This window comes from Nocardia sp. NPDC004168 (genome assembly GCF_040610355.1).
GTDB lineage: Bacteria > Actinomycetota > Actinomycetes > Mycobacteriales > Mycobacteriaceae > Nocardia > Nocardia sichangensis.
The window spans coordinates 20,938-37,754 of record NZ_JBEXME010000021.1 but is presented as its reverse complement, the minus strand read 5'-3'; the positions used below and the strand labels follow the sequence as shown (position 1 = coordinate 37,754).

At 69.0% G+C, this 16,817-nt stretch carries 11 protein-coding genes; 6 read left to right on the top strand and 5 right to left on the bottom strand.

Features of this window, described 5'->3' with window-relative positions:
- Positions 1–42 precede the first annotated feature (42 nt).
- The gene (locus ABZW96_RS28460) at positions 43–966 is read left to right on the top strand and encodes an aminotransferase class IV (RefSeq protein ID WP_355078697.1); all 924 of its coding nucleotides are present in this window, start codon (positions 43–45) and stop codon (positions 964–966) included.
- Between the two features lie 8 nt (positions 967–974).
- On the opposite strand, the gene ABZW96_RS28455 is transcribed toward ABZW96_RS28460, so the two are convergent.
- Positions 975–2,324, bottom strand: coding sequence for a serine hydrolase (locus tag ABZW96_RS28455; protein WP_355078696.1), 1,350 nt, complete (start codon positions 2,322–2,324; stop codon positions 975–977).
- Positions 2,325–2,700: 376 nt separating this feature from the next.
- Positions 2,701–3,939 (bottom strand): APC family permease, encoded by a 1,239-nt coding sequence (locus ABZW96_RS28450; RefSeq protein WP_355078695.1) that lies wholly within the window; start codon positions 3,937–3,939, stop codon positions 2,701–2,703.
- A gap of 533 nt (positions 3,940–4,472) precedes the next feature.
- Here ABZW96_RS28450 and ABZW96_RS28445 point away from each other — a divergent pair.
- From ABZW96_RS28445 to ABZW96_RS28425, 5 genes are all read left to right on the top strand, one after another.
- Complete coding sequence (locus ABZW96_RS28445) at positions 4,473–4,898, top strand: Fur family transcriptional regulator (RefSeq protein WP_355078694.1); 426 nt, start codon at positions 4,473–4,475, stop codon at positions 4,896–4,898.
- A gap of 63 nt (positions 4,899–4,961) precedes the next feature.
- Positions 4,962–6,431 (top strand): catalase, encoded by a 1,470-nt coding sequence (locus tag ABZW96_RS28440; RefSeq protein WP_355078693.1) that lies wholly within the window; start codon positions 4,962–4,964, stop codon positions 6,429–6,431.
- Between the two features lie 102 nt (positions 6,432–6,533).
- A complete protein-coding gene (bla, locus tag ABZW96_RS28435) occupies positions 6,534–7,442 on the top strand; it encodes a class A beta-lactamase (RefSeq protein ID WP_355078692.1) in 909 nt (302 codons plus the stop codon).
- A gap of 726 nt (positions 7,443–8,168) precedes the next feature.
- Positions 8,169–9,395, top strand: a complete 1,227-nt coding sequence (locus ABZW96_RS28430; RefSeq protein ID WP_355078691.1) for a cytochrome P450 — start codon at positions 8,169–8,171, stop codon at positions 9,393–9,395.
- A gap of 37 nt (positions 9,396–9,432) precedes the next feature.
- Positions 9,433–10,023, top strand: coding sequence for a helix-turn-helix domain-containing protein (locus tag ABZW96_RS28425; RefSeq protein ID WP_355078690.1), 591 nt, complete (start codon positions 9,433–9,435; stop codon positions 10,021–10,023).
- A gap of 55 nt (positions 10,024–10,078) precedes the next feature.
- Here the strand turns inward: ABZW96_RS28425 and ABZW96_RS28420 are convergent, their stop codons facing one another.
- The 3 genes from ABZW96_RS28420 to uca all read right to left on the bottom strand — a co-directional run bounded on the left by ABZW96_RS28420 (position 10,079) and on the right by uca (position 16,807).
- Positions 10,079–11,311: an FAD-dependent monooxygenase gene (locus ABZW96_RS28420; RefSeq protein ID WP_355078689.1), complete on the bottom strand. Its 1,233-nt coding sequence runs from the start codon at positions 11,309–11,311 to the stop codon at positions 10,079–10,081.
- Between the two features lie 162 nt (positions 11,312–11,473).
- Positions 11,474–13,195, bottom strand: coding sequence for an allophanate hydrolase (atzF, locus tag ABZW96_RS28415; RefSeq protein ID WP_355078688.1), 1,722 nt, complete (start codon positions 13,193–13,195; stop codon positions 11,474–11,476).
- Positions 13,196–16,807, bottom strand: coding sequence for an urea carboxylase (uca, locus tag ABZW96_RS28410; protein ID WP_355078687.1), 3,612 nt, complete (start codon positions 16,805–16,807; stop codon positions 13,196–13,198).
- Between the last annotated feature and the right edge of the window lie 10 nt (positions 16,808–16,817).

Sequence of the window (16,817 nt, the reverse complement as noted above, 5' to 3'; positions counted from 1 at the left end):
AAGGCCTCGCTCGGCGCGGGGCGGGGCTGTTAGCCTGCGCCGATGGCGAATCCTCATCCTCACGTGTATCTCGGCGACCGGATCGTCGCGGCCGAAGCGGCCACGGTGGGCGTCGCATCGTCGGCGGTGTTGTACGGACTCAGCGTCTACACCGTGTTCCCGGTGCACGTCGATGGGGCAGCGCGTACGGCGTTTCGTTTGGACGACCATTTCCGTCGGCTCGAGGAGTCCTGCAAGATCATCGGGATCGATCGATTCGCGCAGGAGTGGGATTACGCGCGTTTCCGTGCGGCCGTCGTGGAGTTGATCGCCGCGAATGCTCCGCGTGAGGACGTTTTCGTGCGTGCGACGGTGCACGTGGTCGAGTCCATTCCGGGCACGCGGGTGCGGGGCTGCGCCATTCGGGTCAGCATCTTCGTCTACGACGCGGTGCCCATCGTGCCGCAGGACGGTATGCGCCTGAAATCCAGTCCGTGGCGGCGCATTCCGGACAACGCGATTCCCTCCCGCGCGAAAGTCAACGGCGCGTACGTGAACTCGGTGCTGGCCAAGCAGGACGCGATCGACAGCGGCTACGACGACTGTGTCTTCCTCGACGGCAACGGGCACGTCTGCGAACTCAGCGCGGCGAACATCTTCCTGGTCCGCAACGGCACGTTGATCACGCCCGACGTCTCCTGCGACATCCTCGACGGCATCAACCGCAGGACCGTTCTCACCTTGGCGGCGGAGGACGGCATCCCGGTGGTGGAACGCACCGTGGATCTCACCGAGTTGTACATCGCCGACGAAGTGTTCGTCACCGGTACATCATCCGGTGCCGCGCCGGTCGTCGAGGTGGACGGCCGCCTGGTCGCCGAGGGCGTCCCCGGCCCGATCTCCCAGGCGCTGCGCAAACGCCACCATGCGGCATTGCGCACCGACGACGTGCACGGCTGGGTCACGGATCTGTCCGCGACCAGGTAGCGGCTCGTTCAGCGGATGGCCGGGGTGCGCGGGTCGGGTCCCAGGCAGACCAGGATGGCGCAGCCCGGCGGGACGTCCGCGAACGGCGGATCCAGCGGGTGGCTCAGGCAAGCGAAGACGTTGCAGCCCGGGTAGGCGGCGGGACCGAGGCCGAATACCGCGATCAGGATGTCCGTGTCGACGAAACGGCGTGGGTCCAGCCGCAGCGGCGGCTCGACGTACGGTCCCGGGTCGGGTACCGGCCGGTCGTAGAACGCGTCGAACACTTTGCGGAAGAACTCGTAGGGCAATTCCTGGGTGTTCTGCACGACTCCGGACACGCCCTGGCTGCTGACGTTCCCGAAGACGCCGGTCCACACCACGGTGAGGTCGAGGCTGGGTATGACGAAGACGTTCTGCATGCCGAGGCCGGCCATCGCGTACACGTCGTGGGGCAGGAAGTCGGCGATTTCGGCGCAACCGCCACCGAGCCAGAACAGGTAGCCGTAGCACGCGTTCGTGGGTGAGGGCGTGCGCGCCTTGCGCAGGTAGTCGCGGGAGACGATCTGCTGCGCTCCCCAGTGCCCGTCGTTGCTCACCAGGAGTCCGAGCTTCGCGAAATCGTTCGGCGGGATCATCAAGTGCGCGTAGCCGTAGGTGTGCCCGGATCGGTCCTGAGCCCAGTAATAGTCCCCGCGAGGAATTCCGAGCGGATCGAACAGTTCGCGCTGCGCGAAATCTTGCAGAGGTTCGCCGACGGCCAGCTCCAGCACGTAGGCCAAGAGATCGACATTGCGCTGGCTGTAGGTGAAGACGGTGCCCGGCGGGTTGTCCAGCGGCACGCCCAGCGCCTGCACCGCGCTGTCCGGGTCGACCGGGATCACGCCGGTGACGCCCTCGGTCAGCACGCCGACCCGCATGCCCGAGGTCTCGGTGAGCAGATTCTCGACCGTGATCGACCGGTGCTCCGCATCACCGAGCCCGGCGGGCAGATAGCGGTCGATGGGCGCGTGGAGATCGAGTTTTCCTTGGTCCCACCCGATTCCGGCGAGCAGCGAGACGACGCTCTTGGTCGCACTCCAGATATTCCACGCCACGTTGCCGGTCTGGTCGTTCGTCGGTCCCTCGCCGATGAGGCAGTTGTGCCGGAACACCTGCACATTGAAGCGGTTTCGGCCGTTCGCGAAGGTCAGCGCATCCCGCAGTTTCGCGGAATCCAAACCGACTTGTTCGGGTGCCGCCCGCTCCAGATCGCGCCCCGAGGTGACCGCGCACCGCACCTCGTCGCCGGTCGCGGCGGCCGCGCCTCCGGCGAAGACGTTGCCCGCCACCAGCGAAACCGCCGCGATTCCCGCCAGGAATCCACCGAAACGCCCCATGTGCAAAAGGCTAGCGCCCTTTGGCCTGTTCACGCGGTAAACAGGCGGGGAACTGGACATCTGATCTTCGCAACGAGACGCTGACGGGACAGGGGCGCTTGCCGGGTCGGTGCCGGACAGATGGGGCGCGGCACAAGCGGAGCCTGCCGAGCCGGGCGCGAGGAGCCGTTGTCGTCGGATGGCTCGGTCGACTGCGTCGCGTCTCTCCGGTCGGCAAGCTATCGGTAGGGGACTGGCATATCGCGCCATTCGCCATGGTTGGGCGACGACGGCCCGCTGTGCGGCCGTTTCGGCGGTGGTGCTCACCCGATGTCTACAGCGCAAGGCCAAGGGAGGTCGGTGGGCCAGTCGAGCGGCTCGGTGGACGGCCCGATCTTCAGCGGTAGCGCTTGCCCGGCACATACAGCGCCGCGCCGACGAGGAGCGCGCCGAGCCCGGAGAGAACGGAGCCGAGGGGCAGCGCGAATCCGACGACGACGCACCCCACCGCGCCGACCACGGGAATCCACCGGGGCGGCCGATTCTCCTCGACGGTCAGCGTGGCGGCGGAGAGGTTGGCGATCAAGTAGTAGAAGAGCACCGTGAACGAGGAGAACCCGATGGCCGCGCGTACATCGAAGAGCGCGGCGACCACGGCGACGATCGCGCCGACCACCAGTTCGGCGCGGTGCGGCACCCCGAACCGCGGATGCACGGCGGCGAGCGCCCCCGGCAGATAGCGGTCCCGCGCCATGGCCAGCATCGTGCGGGATACGCCGAGGATCAGGGCGAGCAGCGATCCGGCCGCCGCGAGCACCGCGCCGATTCGCACCACCGGCGCGGCAGCGGGAACGCCCGCCGCGCTGACCATTCGCGCCACTGGGTCGGCCGCCTCGGCTAGTCCGGCGGAGCCGAGCACGCTCAGCGTCGCGACCGCGACCAGCGTGTAGACCGCGAGCGCGAGTGCGAGCGCGATCATGATGGCGCGGGGGATGGTGCGTTGCGGTTCGCGCACCTCCTCACCGAGCGTGGCGATGCGTGCGTACCCAGCGAACGCGAAGAACAGCAGTCCCGCCGCCGTGAGCACGTCGAGCGGACCGACCCGGCCGGGCAAGGCGGTTGCCGCCGAATGCGTTCCGAACAGCCCGATCACGACCACCACGGCGAGCACCGCGAGCACTACCGCGACGAGCACCCGAGTCGCGAACGCCGACTTCTGCACGCCCGTGTAATTGATCGCGGTGATCGCCACCACCGCGCCCACCGCCACGGCGTGCGCCCGCTCGGGCCAGGCATAGCTACCGACCGTCAGCGCCATCGCCGCACAAGAGGCCGTCTTCCCTACGACGAACCCCCACCCCGCGAGATATCCCCAGAACGGTCCGAGCCGCTCCCGCCCATACACATAGGTGCCGCCGGAAACGGGGTATCGCGCCGCCAGCCGCGCGGACGACGTCGCGTTGCAATACGCCAGCACCGCCGCCACCGCGAGCGCCACCAGCAACCAACTCCCAGCCGACGCGGCCGCAGGCGCGAGCGCCGCGAATATCCCCGCACCCACCATCGCCCCCAACCCGATGACCACCGAATCGGCGAGCCCGAGCCGTCGACGCAAAACCCCATCTCGCGACGCCATCACCGCATCCTCCCTCACCACCCCCGCCCTCGCAGCGCGACTCCGCGAGTGGCACATGGTCGCGGCAGAACGCGAGAAGCCCGCACAACCATGTCCCACTCGTGGGGTGGAGACCGCTGGAAGCGACAGCGCCGCCAGGTCGGAATGACCTGGCGGCGCTGTGGGCTGGGACACCGTGCTGGTGTCTGTAACCGTCGACGCCCCACAAGCGCCTCTCGGCGGGTGGTCGCTCGTAGCGACAAAGGGTGCGGCCCGGGGCTGTCCGGACGCCGACGGTGGGTGTCGACGTCCCACAAGCGCCTCTCGGCGGGTGGTCGCTCGTAGCGACAAAGGGTGCGGCCCGGGGCTGTCCGGACGCCGACAGGGGGTTCAACCACGCACTCGCGGAAGCTATTCCGGGAGAATTTTGTGACGCTCGCCACTCGATGCGTCGATGTGGTGTGCCGCGCGGTGCGACCCGTTGTGGAGCAATTTTCTGGAGTGATTCCAATCGCTTTTCTTGACTGATTCCAGAAAGCGGCCAGAATCGAAGTATGCACACCAACGGCACTGCTCCCCGCGAGTGGTTGCGAGCAGCGGGTTTGCGGGTCACCGCCCCGCGGCTCGCGGTACTGGACGCGGTCGCGGCACACCCGCATTCGGATGCCGACGCGGTAGCCGCCACCGTCCGGCAAAAGCTCGGCTCGGTATCCACTCAGGCTGTCTACGACGTGTTGCACGCTTGCGTGCGCGCCGGAATCCTGCGGCGGATCGAGCCCGCGGGTTCGTCCGCGCTGTACGAGACCCGCATCGGCGACAATCACCACCATCTGGTGTGCCGCAGCTGCGGTGCGGTCGTGGATGTCGACTGCGCCGTGGGCCGAGCCCCATGCCTGGCCCCTTCGGACGCGCACGGGTTCGTGGTCGATGAAGCCGAGGTCGTCTTCTGGGGACGGTGCCCGTCCTGCCGTTCCGAGTAGCGGTCCATACACCCGGGTCGGTCCCATCCCGGGAAACGATGTTCACCAGCCGAGGAGTCTCCTGTGACCGAACCGACAACCACGAACACCGGCATCCCGGTCCAAAGCGACGACGAATCGCTCACCGCGGGCGCGCAGGGCCCGATCCTGCTGCACGACCACTACCTCATCGAGAAGCTGGCCCAGTTCAACCGCGAACGGGTGCCGGAACGCATCGTGCACGCGAAGGGCTCGGGCGCATACGGTGAGCTGGTCGTGACCAACGACGTCAGCCGATACACCAAGGCGAAGCTGTTCCAGCCCGGTGCGCGCACCGAGTCGCTGGCGCGGTTCTCCACTGTGGCCGGTGAGCAGGGCAGCCCGGACACCTGGCGTGATCCGCGCGGATTCGCGGTGAAGTTCTACACCGAGGACGGCAACTACGACCTCGTCGGCAATAACACGCCGATCTTCTTCATCAAGGACCCGATCAAGTTCCCCGACTTCATCCGCTCGCAGAAGCGCCTGCCCGGTAACGGGCTTCGCGACCACAATATGCAGTGGGATTTCTGGACCCTGCGTCCGGAGACCGCGCACCAGGTGACCTGGTTGATGGGCGATCGCGGCATCCCGAAGAGCTACCGGCACATGAACGGCTACGGTTCGCACACCTACCAGTGGATCAACGCCGCGGGCGAGCGTTTCTGGGTCAAATACCACTTCAAGACCGACCAAGGCATCGAGTTCCTGACCCAGGCCGAGGCCGACCGGATCGCGGGGGAGGACGCCGATTACCACCGCAAGGACCTGTGGGAGGCGATCGAGCGCGGCGACTACCCCAGCTGGACGGTCTACGTGCAGGTCATGCCGGTCGCGGAGGCCGAGGGCTACCGGTTCAACCCGTTCGACCTGACCAAGGTGTGGTCGCACAAGGACTACCCCCTGATCGAGGTCGGCAAGTGGACGCTGAACCGCAACCCGCGCAACTACTTCGTCGACATCGAGCAGGCCGCGTTCGAGCCCTCGAATGTCGTTCCCGGCATCGGCTTCTCGCCGGACAAGATGCTGCTCGGCCGCGTCTTCGCCTACGCGGACGCGCACCGCTACCGCATCGGCACGAACTACGCGCAGCTGCCGCCGAACCAGGCAAGGGCGGCGGAGGTGAACTCCTATTCCAAGGAGGGCGCCATGCGGTACTACTACGACGAACCGAATGTGCCGGTGTACGCACCGAATTCGTTCGGTGGACCGCACGCCGACCCGGAAAAGTCTCAGGACGACGGCATCTGGGACTTCGATCCGGCCATCGTGCGAGCCGGTTACCTCCAGCATGCCGAGGACGGCGATTTCACCCAGGCGGGCATTCTCGTGCGCGAGGTACTCGATGACGCGCAGCGGAAGCGGTTGGTGGACAACATCGTCGGCCACGTACTCGGCGGTGTTCGGGAGCCGGTGCTGAGCCGGGTCTTCCAGTACTGGAAGAACGTGGACGCCGATCTCGGCAGGCGTGTCGAAGAGGGCGTGCGCGCGGGGCTCGACGGCTCGCAGAGCTGAGAAATCCGCATCGAAGGCAGGTGTGTGGCGTCGCGCACCTGCCTTCGGCGTGTCCGGCCGATCCTGTTTGCCCGGTGGGTGCTCGGATGTCAGAGTGAAGACATGTCTCGGCTGACACGCGACTACCGGGTGGCGCTGGCCGCCGCATTGGCGCTGCTGGCCGGTTGCGGTGCCGAAACCGATGCGACGCAGCCGATCACGACGAGCGTCGAGGCCGGTCCCGCCGCGAACGCGCGCGTGGCGGATCTGGAGGCTCGGTACGGGGCGCAGATCGGGCTGTTCGCGGTAGACACCGGCACCGGCAGGACGGTGACCCACCGCGCCGACGAGCGTTTCCCGTTCCTGTCCACCTTCAAGACGCTCGCGGCGGCCGCGGTGCTGCGAGCGCATCCGCTCGACACGGGATACTTCGATCAAGTGATCCGCTTCCACGAGGCTGATCTGGTCGACAACTCGCCGGTGACCAGCGCCGAACTGGCCGACGGGATGACGCTGGCGCGCGTGGCCGAGGCCGCGATCACCCGCAGCGACAACACCGCGGGCAACCTGTTGCTGCGTGAGATCGGCGGCCCGGCGGGGCTCACGGCGTTTCTTCGCACGCTCGGTGATCCGACCAGCAGGCTCGACCGCTGGGAGACCGAACTCAACACCGCGATCCCCGGTGACGAGCGCGACACCACCACTCCGGCCGCACTGGCCGCGGACTACCGCGTCTTGGCGTTGGGCGACGCGCTCGGCGCCCGGGAACGCGACCAGTTGGCCGTCTGGCTGAAGGCGAACGCGACGGGTGGCAAGCGCATCCGGGCGGGGTTGCCCGCCGAGTGGGTCACCGGCGACAAGACGGGCACCGGCTCCTACGGTTCCGCCAACGACGTCGCGATCGTCTGGCCCGAAGGCGGGCGGGCGCCGATCGTGATCGCGATCATGAGCCGCAAACCGGCCGAGGACGCCGAGGTGAACAACGACCTGCTGGCGGAAGTGACGAAGGTGGCCGTAGACCGGCTCCGGTGACACTCGCCGGGTGTGTCGGCCGAAGCGGACGCCGATAGCGAGGCCGGGGACGGGGACCGTGGCGGCACCCTCGGCTCGTCGAGGACGAACTCGGTGGCGTCCGGAGGACGAAGATTACGACGACTTGTAGTAGACCTGGCCGGATCGGGCGGCCAGGCTCCGGTCAGCTACAGCAGGCCCCACCAGTAGAGCAGGGTCGCCAGAATCCAGACCACCACGGTTTCCATCGTCGCTCCCAATCTTCTTGGCGCACTTATGACCATCATCCCGCGATCCGGGGCCGGGCGATAGGCGCTAGCGGGGTCACCGCTCGGTCAACCCGCTCATCTGCGATTTCGATCTTGCAAGGTGTTCTTAAGTGCGCGCCAAGCCCGCCCCTGCATTCTTTGTCTCGCGGGAGGGACATACCCAGCACCGCAGGTGCGAACCGAGGAACGACCTGTCTCGAGGGGTGACAGGTCGGGACTCGGGGGTGGTGTCCGCCGGGCCGGTCTACGAGGGGTGGCCGGCCCGGCGGACGCGGGACGCGGAGCGGTCGCTCGCGCTGGCTCTTCCTGGAGCTGACCGGCAACGAGACGGTGTTGCCGCTGCCGAAGGTAACCCACGAGTGTGCGGCGCCGGGCCCGACGCGAGGCAGGCGCGGCTGGGCTGGTAGTGAATGGTGACCGGCCGGTCGACCTGAAACCAGTTCTAGACAGGTTACTTAATTTGTCTTACGGTCGATACATGGCGGATGTTGCGTATCGGACGGCTCCGGTTTTCGAACTTCGTTCCGGTCCTACTTGGGCCTCGCCGTGGGAGATGTACGCGGCACTGCGTGAGCACGATCCGGTGCAGCACGTCGTACCGGCCGCGCGACCGGAGAACGACTACTGGGTGCTCACCCGGCACGAGCACGTCTACGCGGCGGCGCGCGACAGCGACGCGTTCTCCTCCCGCGACGGGCTGACGGTGGAGTACGGCGAGCTCGACGAACTCGGCCTGACCGACAACCCTCCGCTGGTGATGCAGGACCCGCCGCAGCACACCGACTTCCGCAAACTGGTCGCTCGCGGATTCACCCCACGCCAGGTCGAGGAGGTGGAGCCGGTGGTCCGCCGCTTCGTGCGCGACCGGCTCGACGCCATCGCGGCCCAGGGCGGCGGGGACATCGTCGAGCAATTGTTCAAGCCGCTGCCGAGCATGGTGGTGGCGTATTACCTCGGGGTGCCGGAACAGGACCGGGCGAGGTTCGACGGCTGGACCGATGCCGTCGTCGCGGGCAGCATCGACCGGACGAACACCAAGGCGCAGGCGGCGTCGGCGGAGATGATGGGCTACTTCGCCGAGCTGATCGAACGCAGGCGCACCGACCCCGGCGACGACACCGTGTCCCTGCTGGTCCAGGCGGGAATGGCGGCCGACGACACGGACGTGCGCGGGTTGATCCAGATCCTCGCCTACGCCTGGACCATGGTCGCGGGCGGCAACGACACCACCACGGGCCTGCTCGGCGGCGCCGTGCAACTACTGCAACAGCACCCGGACCAGCGCGCGGCGCTCGCCGCGGAACCCGATCGCATTCGCGTCGCGGTGGAGGAGTTCGCCCGGCTCACCGCACCGGTGCAAGGGTTGGCGCGGACCGCGACGCGCGATGTGGAACTGGCCGGGAAGACGGTGCCCGCGGGGCGGAAGGTGTTACTGGTGTTCGGGTCGGCCAACCGGGACGAGCGGGCGTTCGGCGCCGACGCCGCCGAGCTGGATATCGACCGGAATCCGCAGCGCATCCTCACCTTCGGGCACGGGCCGCATCACTGTCTCGGCGCGGCGGCCGCGCGGATGCAAGCCCGTGTCGCGCTCGAAGAGTTGCTCGATCGCTTCCCGGAGTACGCCGTCGACGTCGACGCGGTCGAGTACGCGAGCGGTCCGTACGTCCGCAGGCCGACTACTGTGCCGTTCCGGTGCGGGGCGTGACCACGGAAGACCTCGTTCGCGCCGGAAGGGACACGGCATGAGTGGCGATTGGCTGGCCGACGGTCGCGCCGAACTGGCCGGTGAGCGCATTCTCGACGCGGTGCGCGCGCTGTTCATCGACAAGGGCGTCAGCGGGGTCGGCATGGCCGAAGTCGCCGACGCCGCGGGCTGTTCCAGGGCGACGCTGTATCGCTATTTCGAGAATCGGCAGGCGCTCTACGTGGCGTTCGCGGGCCGGGAGGCGCGGCAGCTGGTCGAGCGGGTCTGGCGGGACCGGGCGGAGTCCGCGAGCGCGGAGCCGGGGGAGCAACTGCTCGACACGTTGACCGCACTGTTGGCCGAGGTGCGCAAGACGCCGCATCTGGCGGTCTGGTTGGAACCGTCCAACGCGGGAATCGTGGCCCAGCTGGCCAATTCGCCGGGTGTGGTCGACGCGCTCGCCACGGATTTCGTCGCCGGATTCCGTCCTGGGTTGCCCCCGCTCGCGGCCGAGCGCGTCGGCCGGTGGGTGGTGCGCGCGATGGTGTCGTTGCTGACGCTGCCCGGCGCGGGAGAAGACGAGGAACGGGCGATGTTGCGCACCTTCGTGCTGCCGTTCCTGCTCGACGACCGGACCGTGATCGACTGACGCCGGTCGTCGACCGGAGCCCTACGGGACTCCGGTCGAAGCGCGGGCCACGGGTTCAGACGGTCGCTGCCGAGTAGTCGGGCAGGTCGTAGGTCTCGGTCTTGCTCAGCATCCGCATCATGACCGGTCGCATCGCCTTCGACAGCATCAGTTTGCTGAGGGTGTGGCCCGCGCGGATACCGAAGCGCGACTTGGGCGTCATCGCGTTCAAGCCGCCCGGCTGCAACTGCTGGGCCGTCTTCACGAAGGGGCGCAGGACCTCCTCGTAGCGGGCCAGGCCCTGTCCGGGGTTGTCGGCGTGCGCGGCGAGTTCACCGGCGAGCACGTACGCGCCCACCAGTGCCATCGCGGTGCCCTGCCCGGTGAGCGGGGAACCGCAGTACCCGGCGTCGCCGAGTAGGACCACCCGGCCCTTGACCCAGCTCGGCATGTCGATGCGGGCCAGCTCGTCGAAGTAGAAGTCCGGCGCATCGGTCATCGCCGCCGCGATGCGAGCGGATTCCCAGCCGCCGCCGGCCAGGCGCTCGCGGATGAACTGCTGCTGTGCCGTGACGTCCCGGCGCAGCGCGGGATCCGCCGCCGCGCGGATCACGACGAGCGCTTTGCAGGTGGCCGGGTCGGCGTCGGGGCGCATGCCCAAGCCGGTGGCTCCGACCATCGAATGCATCGTGAACCAGTGCGGTTCCAGGTCTTCCGGTCGCGGCAGCGTGAAGAACGACATGTATCCGCCCAGGTACGTCGCGAACTGCTCCTCGGGGCCGAACACCATTCCGCGGGTAGCGGAGTGCAGCCCATCCGCGCCGATCACGATGTCGAATCGCCCGGCCGCGCCGGAAGCGAAGGTCACGTCGACGCCCGCGTCGTCCTGCCGGATGTCGGTGATCCACTCGCCGTAGCGGTAGTCGACGCCGCCTTCGGCGTCGAGCAGGTCGAGCAGCACCTGGTTGAGGTCCCCGCGGGTGATCTCGATTTCGGCGACGGCGCCCTTGCCGTCGAAGAGTTCGGCGGGCATGCGGAGGATTTCGCGGCCCGCGTCGTCGACGTACTTCATGCCGCGCTCGTCGAGCTGATAATCGCGGATGCCGGGCATCATGCCCATCCGCTCGGCCACCTCGCGGCTGGGTCCGCGCAGGTCGACGGCCTGCCCACCCGGTCGCGGCGCCGCGGCGCGCTCCACCACGGTGGCCCGGATGCCGGACCGGAGCAGTTGCAGCGCGACGGCATTGCCGCCGATGCCGCCGCCGGCGACGAGCACGCGGAGCTGGCTGCTTACGGACTTGGCGCTCATGACTTTCCTCGACTCCCATGGGGTTTGTCCAAATGTCTTAGACATATGTCTAACACGACACTTGCACGGATGTCTAGTACAAATGTCTAAACGGCCCCGATGAGAAAGGCCCATGGCAGCGAGGAGTTCTCGCGGCCATGGGCCACTGGTGGAGCGCAGGAGCTAGGCGCGGTGTCGGAGGTATCCGCGCCAGCTCGCGTGGTGGGTGATGTCGGTTGCGGCGCTCGCGGCGTCGTAGGTACAGGCGAACCCGACGACGTCGCGGCCATCGGCGAGTTCGATGCTGGTCAGCGCCATGGGAGCCGGCAAATCGGCGAGGAAGCCACCCAGCCCCGCCGGGGAGACGCGGAACAGTTCCCCTTCGATCGGAGCGCCGCGGCCCGGTCCGTGTCGCACCAGTCCCGGCTTGGGCGGCGCGGTGTCCAGTGCGGTCAGGCGGTAGGCGTCGGTGGTCCGGATGTCGCCGAGGAAGCGGGCGCCCAGTTGCTCGAGCTGCCAGTGCAGCGGCTGCCCGCGCAGGTGCGCGCCGAAGACGGCCAGGTCGACACCGCGATCGACGAACAGCGGAGCGCTGTCGAGACCGACCAGACGGGCGGCGAGATCGACGGCCACCTGATCGGCGAAGGCGGGAGTGACCAGCATGACGCCGAACGGCGCGCCCTCGGCGGTAGGGGCGCCGGGGACGGCGACGGCGGCCATGTCCAGCAGGTTGCAGAAGTTGGTGTACGTGCCCATTCGCCGATTGATGCCGATCGGATCGGCCCGCACCGCCGCGATGCTCGGGTGCTCGGTGGTCGTCGGCAACAGCAGTGCGTCGAAGCCGTGCAGGAGTTCGGCGGCCGCCGCCTTGGCGCGGGCGAGGGTGTCGAGGTCGGCGGCGAACGCGGAACCGGTCTTGTGCCGCGCCGCGCCGATGATGGCGGCGACCGTGGGATCGGCGCCCGCGGGGGCGGTGTCCAGGAACGCGCCCACCGCGGCATAGCGTTCGGCGACGAGCGCGCCGTCGTAGAGCAACAGCGCGGCGTCGAGCAGGGCGGAGATGTCGATCTCCTCGGTCTTCGCACCGGTTTCGCCGACAGCGGCGACGGTGCGCGCGAACGCTTCCCGATATGGCTCGCTGAGCGCGGCCAGGTCCTCGGGGCGCGGCACGGCGATGCGCGGCGCGAGCGGGGCGGCCAACCGGACGTCGGCGGGCCAGCTTCGGCTGCGCGAGTCACGCGGCTCCGGGCCCGCCATCACCGCCGCCGCGGCCACCGCCGAGGCGAGGTCGGCGGCGAAGACCGTCACGGCGTCGTAGTCCGCGCAGGCAGGCACGGTCCCGTGCGCCGGGATCACGCCCAGCGTGGCTTTGATGCCGACGATCCCGTGCAGTGCGGCGGGCACGCGGCCGGATCCGGCGGTGTCGGTGCCGATTCCGATATCCGCGATGCCGAGCGCGACCGCCACCGCGGAACCGGAACTCGACCCGCCCGACACCAACTCCGGATCGAAAGCGTTGCGCACCGCGCCGTACGGGCTGCGCGTCCCGACCAGCCCGGTGGCGAACTGGTCCAGATTCGTCTTGCCCAGCACCAGCGCCCCGGCCGCGAGCAACCGCTCGATCGCCGCCGCGGTCACCTCCGGCTGGTAGGCGAACTCGGGGCAGGCCGCCGTGGTCGGCAGCCCCGCCACATCGATGTTGTCCTTCACCGCCACCAGGACTCCCGCCAGCGGCAAGATCTCTCCGGCGGCGAGCCGTCGCGCGAGGGCGGCCGCTTCGGCGGCGACCTCGCGCTCCGGTCGCAGGGTGATCCACACCTCCGGCCGATCGACCTCGACGATCCGCCGATAGGCGGCCGCGACGCGTTCGACGGGGTCGGCTGCCGTGTTGCCTGGAACGGGCATTCAGTCGACTCCGATCACTACTAGGGGCGTGCCCGGCTCCACCTTGGCGCCGGGCGCGGTCAATACCTTCAGCACGGTGCCCGCGCTCGGGCTGTGCACAGGTAGTTCGAGCTTCATCGCCTCCAGGACGGCAACCGGCGCATCGGCCGTGACGCGCTGCCCCGGCTGGACTTCCACGCGCCACACATTGCCGATCATCGGCGCGGACACCACCGTCGCGTCGGCGGGCAGCCCGGCCAACGGGTCTTCGATCGGCGCGGCGACGGGCGCGACGGTGCCGCGTTCGAACTCACCCGCCGCCCGCCAGGCTTCCTTCTCCGCCTCGAACGCGGCGGCCTGCCTGGTCTCGAACTCGGCGATCGAATCGGCCTCCGTGCGCAGCAGCCGCAGATGGTCGGCGAGCGCGAAACTGCCCTCACTGACCTCGGCGTCGAATCTGCCCGCCTCGGCCGCGGCACGGTGTTCGAGCAACTGCTCCGCGCCGACGGGTTCCCAGACGATGCGATCGAAGAACCGGAACAGCCAGGGCGTGCCCGGTTCGAACGGCGCGGACTGCCGGTAGCTGGACCAGATCGGCACGGTGCGGCCGATCAGCTGGTAACCGCCCGGTGATGCCATGCCGTAGACGCACAGGTACTTGCCGCCGATGCCGACCGCGCCGGAGGGAGTCCAGGTGCGCGCCGGGTTGTACTTGGTGGTGACCAGGCGGTGCCGCGGATCGAGCGGAACCGCCAGCGGCGCACCGAGATACACGTCTCCGAGGCCGAGCACCAGATACTCGGCGTCGAAGACGGTGGCGCGCACATCGTCCACGCTGTCGAGCCCGTTGATGCGGCGGATGAACTCGATGTTCGACGGCAGCCAGGGCGCGGCGTCGCGCACGCCGCTGCGGTAGCGGTCGATCGCTTCGGCGATGGAGGGATCGTCGAACGACAGCGGCAGCCGGATGGTGCGGCTCGGCACCACCAGGTCGGTCGTGGCGGGCAGGTCGAGTTCGAGTTCGGCCAACGTCCCGAGCAACCGATGCTGCGGCAGCACCTCCGGGTCGAAGTGGACGTGCAGCGACCGGACGCCCGGAGTCACGTCGAGAATGCCCGGCAGCCGCACGGCCGCGAGAGCTTCGGCCAGTGCGTGCACCCGCATGCGCAGCCCCAGATCGAGGACCATCTCCCCGTATTCGACCAACACGTTGTCGTCCCCGCCGCGCAGATAGCGCACGCGCGGGCGGTCCTGCGACGCCTCGACACTGCCGAGTACGCCGCGATCACGCAGGGCGGCGCGGGTATCGGTGACCAGATCCGGCACGCGGCTGCCGTTGGACGCGCGCAACGCGGCCGCCTTGTCGTCGTCGACCGGCACGAACCGCACCGAGTCGCCGGGACGCAACTGGCCCATCCGCCAGCGATGCGCGGACACCACGGTGAGCGGACAGGCGAAGCCGCCGAGGCTCGGGCCGTCGGGACCGAGCAGGATGGGCGTGTCGCCGGAGACGTTCAACGCGCCCACGCTGTAGGGGTTGTCGTGCAGATTGGACGGGTGCAGCCCGGCCTCACCGCCGTCGGTGCGCGACCAGGCCGGTTTCGGGCCCTCCAGCCGGATGCCGGTGCGGTTGGCGTGGCTGCCGACCCGCCATGGGTGCGTGCAGAACTGGGTCATGTCGGCGTCGGTGAAGTACGCGGGCGATGTCTGCGGACCGATACCGACCGCGAGCTGCCACTCGTGGGTGAACTCGGGCCGGTCACCCGGCGGCACCGCGGCCGGCGCGCCGAGCGTGTCGGCGGGCGCCGGGGCGATTCCGAGCACGTCGCCGGTGGCCACCGCCTTACCGGTCACACCTCCGAATCCGCCGAGGGTGAAGGTGGACGCGCTGCCGTGATAGAGCGGCGCGTCGATGCCGCCGCGTACCGCCAGATAGGTGCGCAGGCCGGTGTCGGCCGGTGCGCCGATGTCCAGCACCGCGCCCGCGGCCACGGTGACCGGCTCCCACATGGCCACCGGGCGGCCGTCCACCGTCACCGGAGCCTGCGCACCGGTCACGCACACGACCGTGGTGTCGGAGAAGCGCAATTGCGGTCCCTGCAAGGTGCATTCGAGCGCGGGGACGCCGACCGGGTTGCCGACCGCTGTGTTGGCGAGGGTGAAGGAGAGGTCGTCCATCGGACCGGACGGCGGAATGCCGACCTCCCACAAGCCGATCCGGCCCGGATGGTCCTGCACCGTGGTCATCGTTCCGCCGCGCAGCACGTCGATGCGGCGGCCGACCGGGCGGATCTCGGCCAGCGTGGTCGTGGTGTGCTCGGTGCGCAGGACCCGGCCGTCGGCCGCGGCCTGGCGCAGTTGCGGCAGATTCGTCTGCACACCGTAGACGCGAGTCGCGCCGAGCGCGGTGCGCAGCGCGGCGAAGGCGTCGGCTCGGCTCTCGCCCGCGCTGATCACCTTGGCCAGCAGCGGGTCGTAATACGAACTGACCTCCGAACCGGTGCCGACCCACGTGTCGACCCGGACGTCGTCCGGGAAGTGCGCGGCCGTGACCAGGCCCGCGCTCGGACGGTAATCGTGGCCGGGATCTTCCGCGTAGACCCGCGCCTCCACCGCATGGCCGGTGATCGCCGGTCCGCTCTCGGGCTGCTCGTCCACCATCGCGGTGTCGCCGCCGGCCAGGCGCAGCATCCACTCGACCAAGTCGACGCCGGTGACCGCCTCGGTGACCGGGTGTTCGACCTGAAGGCGAGTGTTCATCTCCAGGAACGACGCGGCGCCGCTGTCGGTGTCGTAGACGAATTCCACCGTCCCGGCCGAGCGGTACCCGACCGAGCGGGCCAGTTCCCGCGACGCGGCGAGCAGGTGCTCGGACAATTCCGCGGTGAGTCCCGGCGCGGGCGCCTCCTCGATCACCTTCTGGTTGCGGCGTTGTAGCGAGCAGTCCCTGGTACCGAGGCTGACAACGCGGCCGCTGCCGTCGCCGAACAGCTGCACCTCGACGTGCCTGGCGCGCGCGACGAAACGCTCCAGGAAGACGCCCGCCGAACCGAAGTTCGCCGCGGCGATGCGCTGCACCCGCTCGTAGGCCGCGCGCACCTTGTCCGGGCCGAAGCAGGCCTGCATACCGATGCCGCCACCGCCGCCGACCGCCTTCAGCATCACGGGGAAACCGATCCGCTCCGCTTCCGCCACCGCGTGTTCGGCCGATTCGAGCAGGTCGCTGCCCGGGATGAGCGGCACGCCCACCGCGCGTGCGGCGGTGCGTGCGGTGTGCTTGTCACCGAAGACGCGCAGTTGCTGTGGGGTCGGTCCGACGAACGCGATGCCCGCTTTCTCCACCTCGGCGGCGAAATCGGCATTTTCCGAGAGAAATCCGTAGCCGGGATGAATGGCCCCCGCTCCGGTCGCCAGCGCCGCCTCGACCACCGAATCGGCGCGCAGGTAGGACTGCGCGGCCGGTCCCGGACCCAGGTGCACGGCGACATCGGCCATTTCGACGTGCGCGGCGCCGACATCGGCATCGGAGTACACGGCCACCGTCTTCAGCCCGAGTTCCCGGGCTGTGCGCATGATGCGGCATGCGATCTCGCCGCGATTGGCGACGAGTACCGTATCGAATTCCAGACTCACTACCGCTCCC

Excerpts from the sequence above, each read along its gene's own strand:
- ABZW96_RS28460 (WP_355078697.1), top strand. The coding sequence starts at position 43 with ATGGCGAATCCTCATCCTCACGTGTATCTCGGCGACCGGATCGTCGCG.
- ABZW96_RS28455 (WP_355078696.1), bottom strand. The coding sequence starts at position 2,324 with ATGGGGCGTTTCGGTGGATTCCTGGCGGGAATCGCGGCGGTTTCGCTG.
- ABZW96_RS28450 (WP_355078695.1), bottom strand. The coding sequence starts at position 3,939 with ATGGCGTCGCGAGATGGGGTTTTGCGTCGACGGCTCGGGCTCGCCGAT.
- ABZW96_RS28445 (WP_355078694.1), top strand. The coding sequence starts at position 4,473 with ATGCACACCAACGGCACTGCTCCCCGCGAGTGGTTGCGAGCAGCGGGT.
- bla (WP_355078692.1), top strand. The coding sequence starts at position 6,534 with ATGTCTCGGCTGACACGCGACTACCGGGTGGCGCTGGCCGCCGCATTG.
- ABZW96_RS28430 (WP_355078691.1), top strand. The coding sequence starts at position 8,169 with ATGGCGGATGTTGCGTATCGGACGGCTCCGGTTTTCGAACTTCGTTCC.
- ABZW96_RS28425 (WP_355078690.1), top strand. The coding sequence starts at position 9,433 with ATGAGTGGCGATTGGCTGGCCGACGGTCGCGCCGAACTGGCCGGTGAG.
- ABZW96_RS28420 (WP_355078689.1), bottom strand. The coding sequence starts at position 11,311 with ATGAGCGCCAAGTCCGTAAGCAGCCAGCTCCGCGTGCTCGTCGCCGGC.
- atzF (WP_355078688.1), bottom strand. The coding sequence starts at position 13,195 with ATGCCCGTTCCAGGCAACACGGCAGCCGACCCCGTCGAACGCGTCGCG.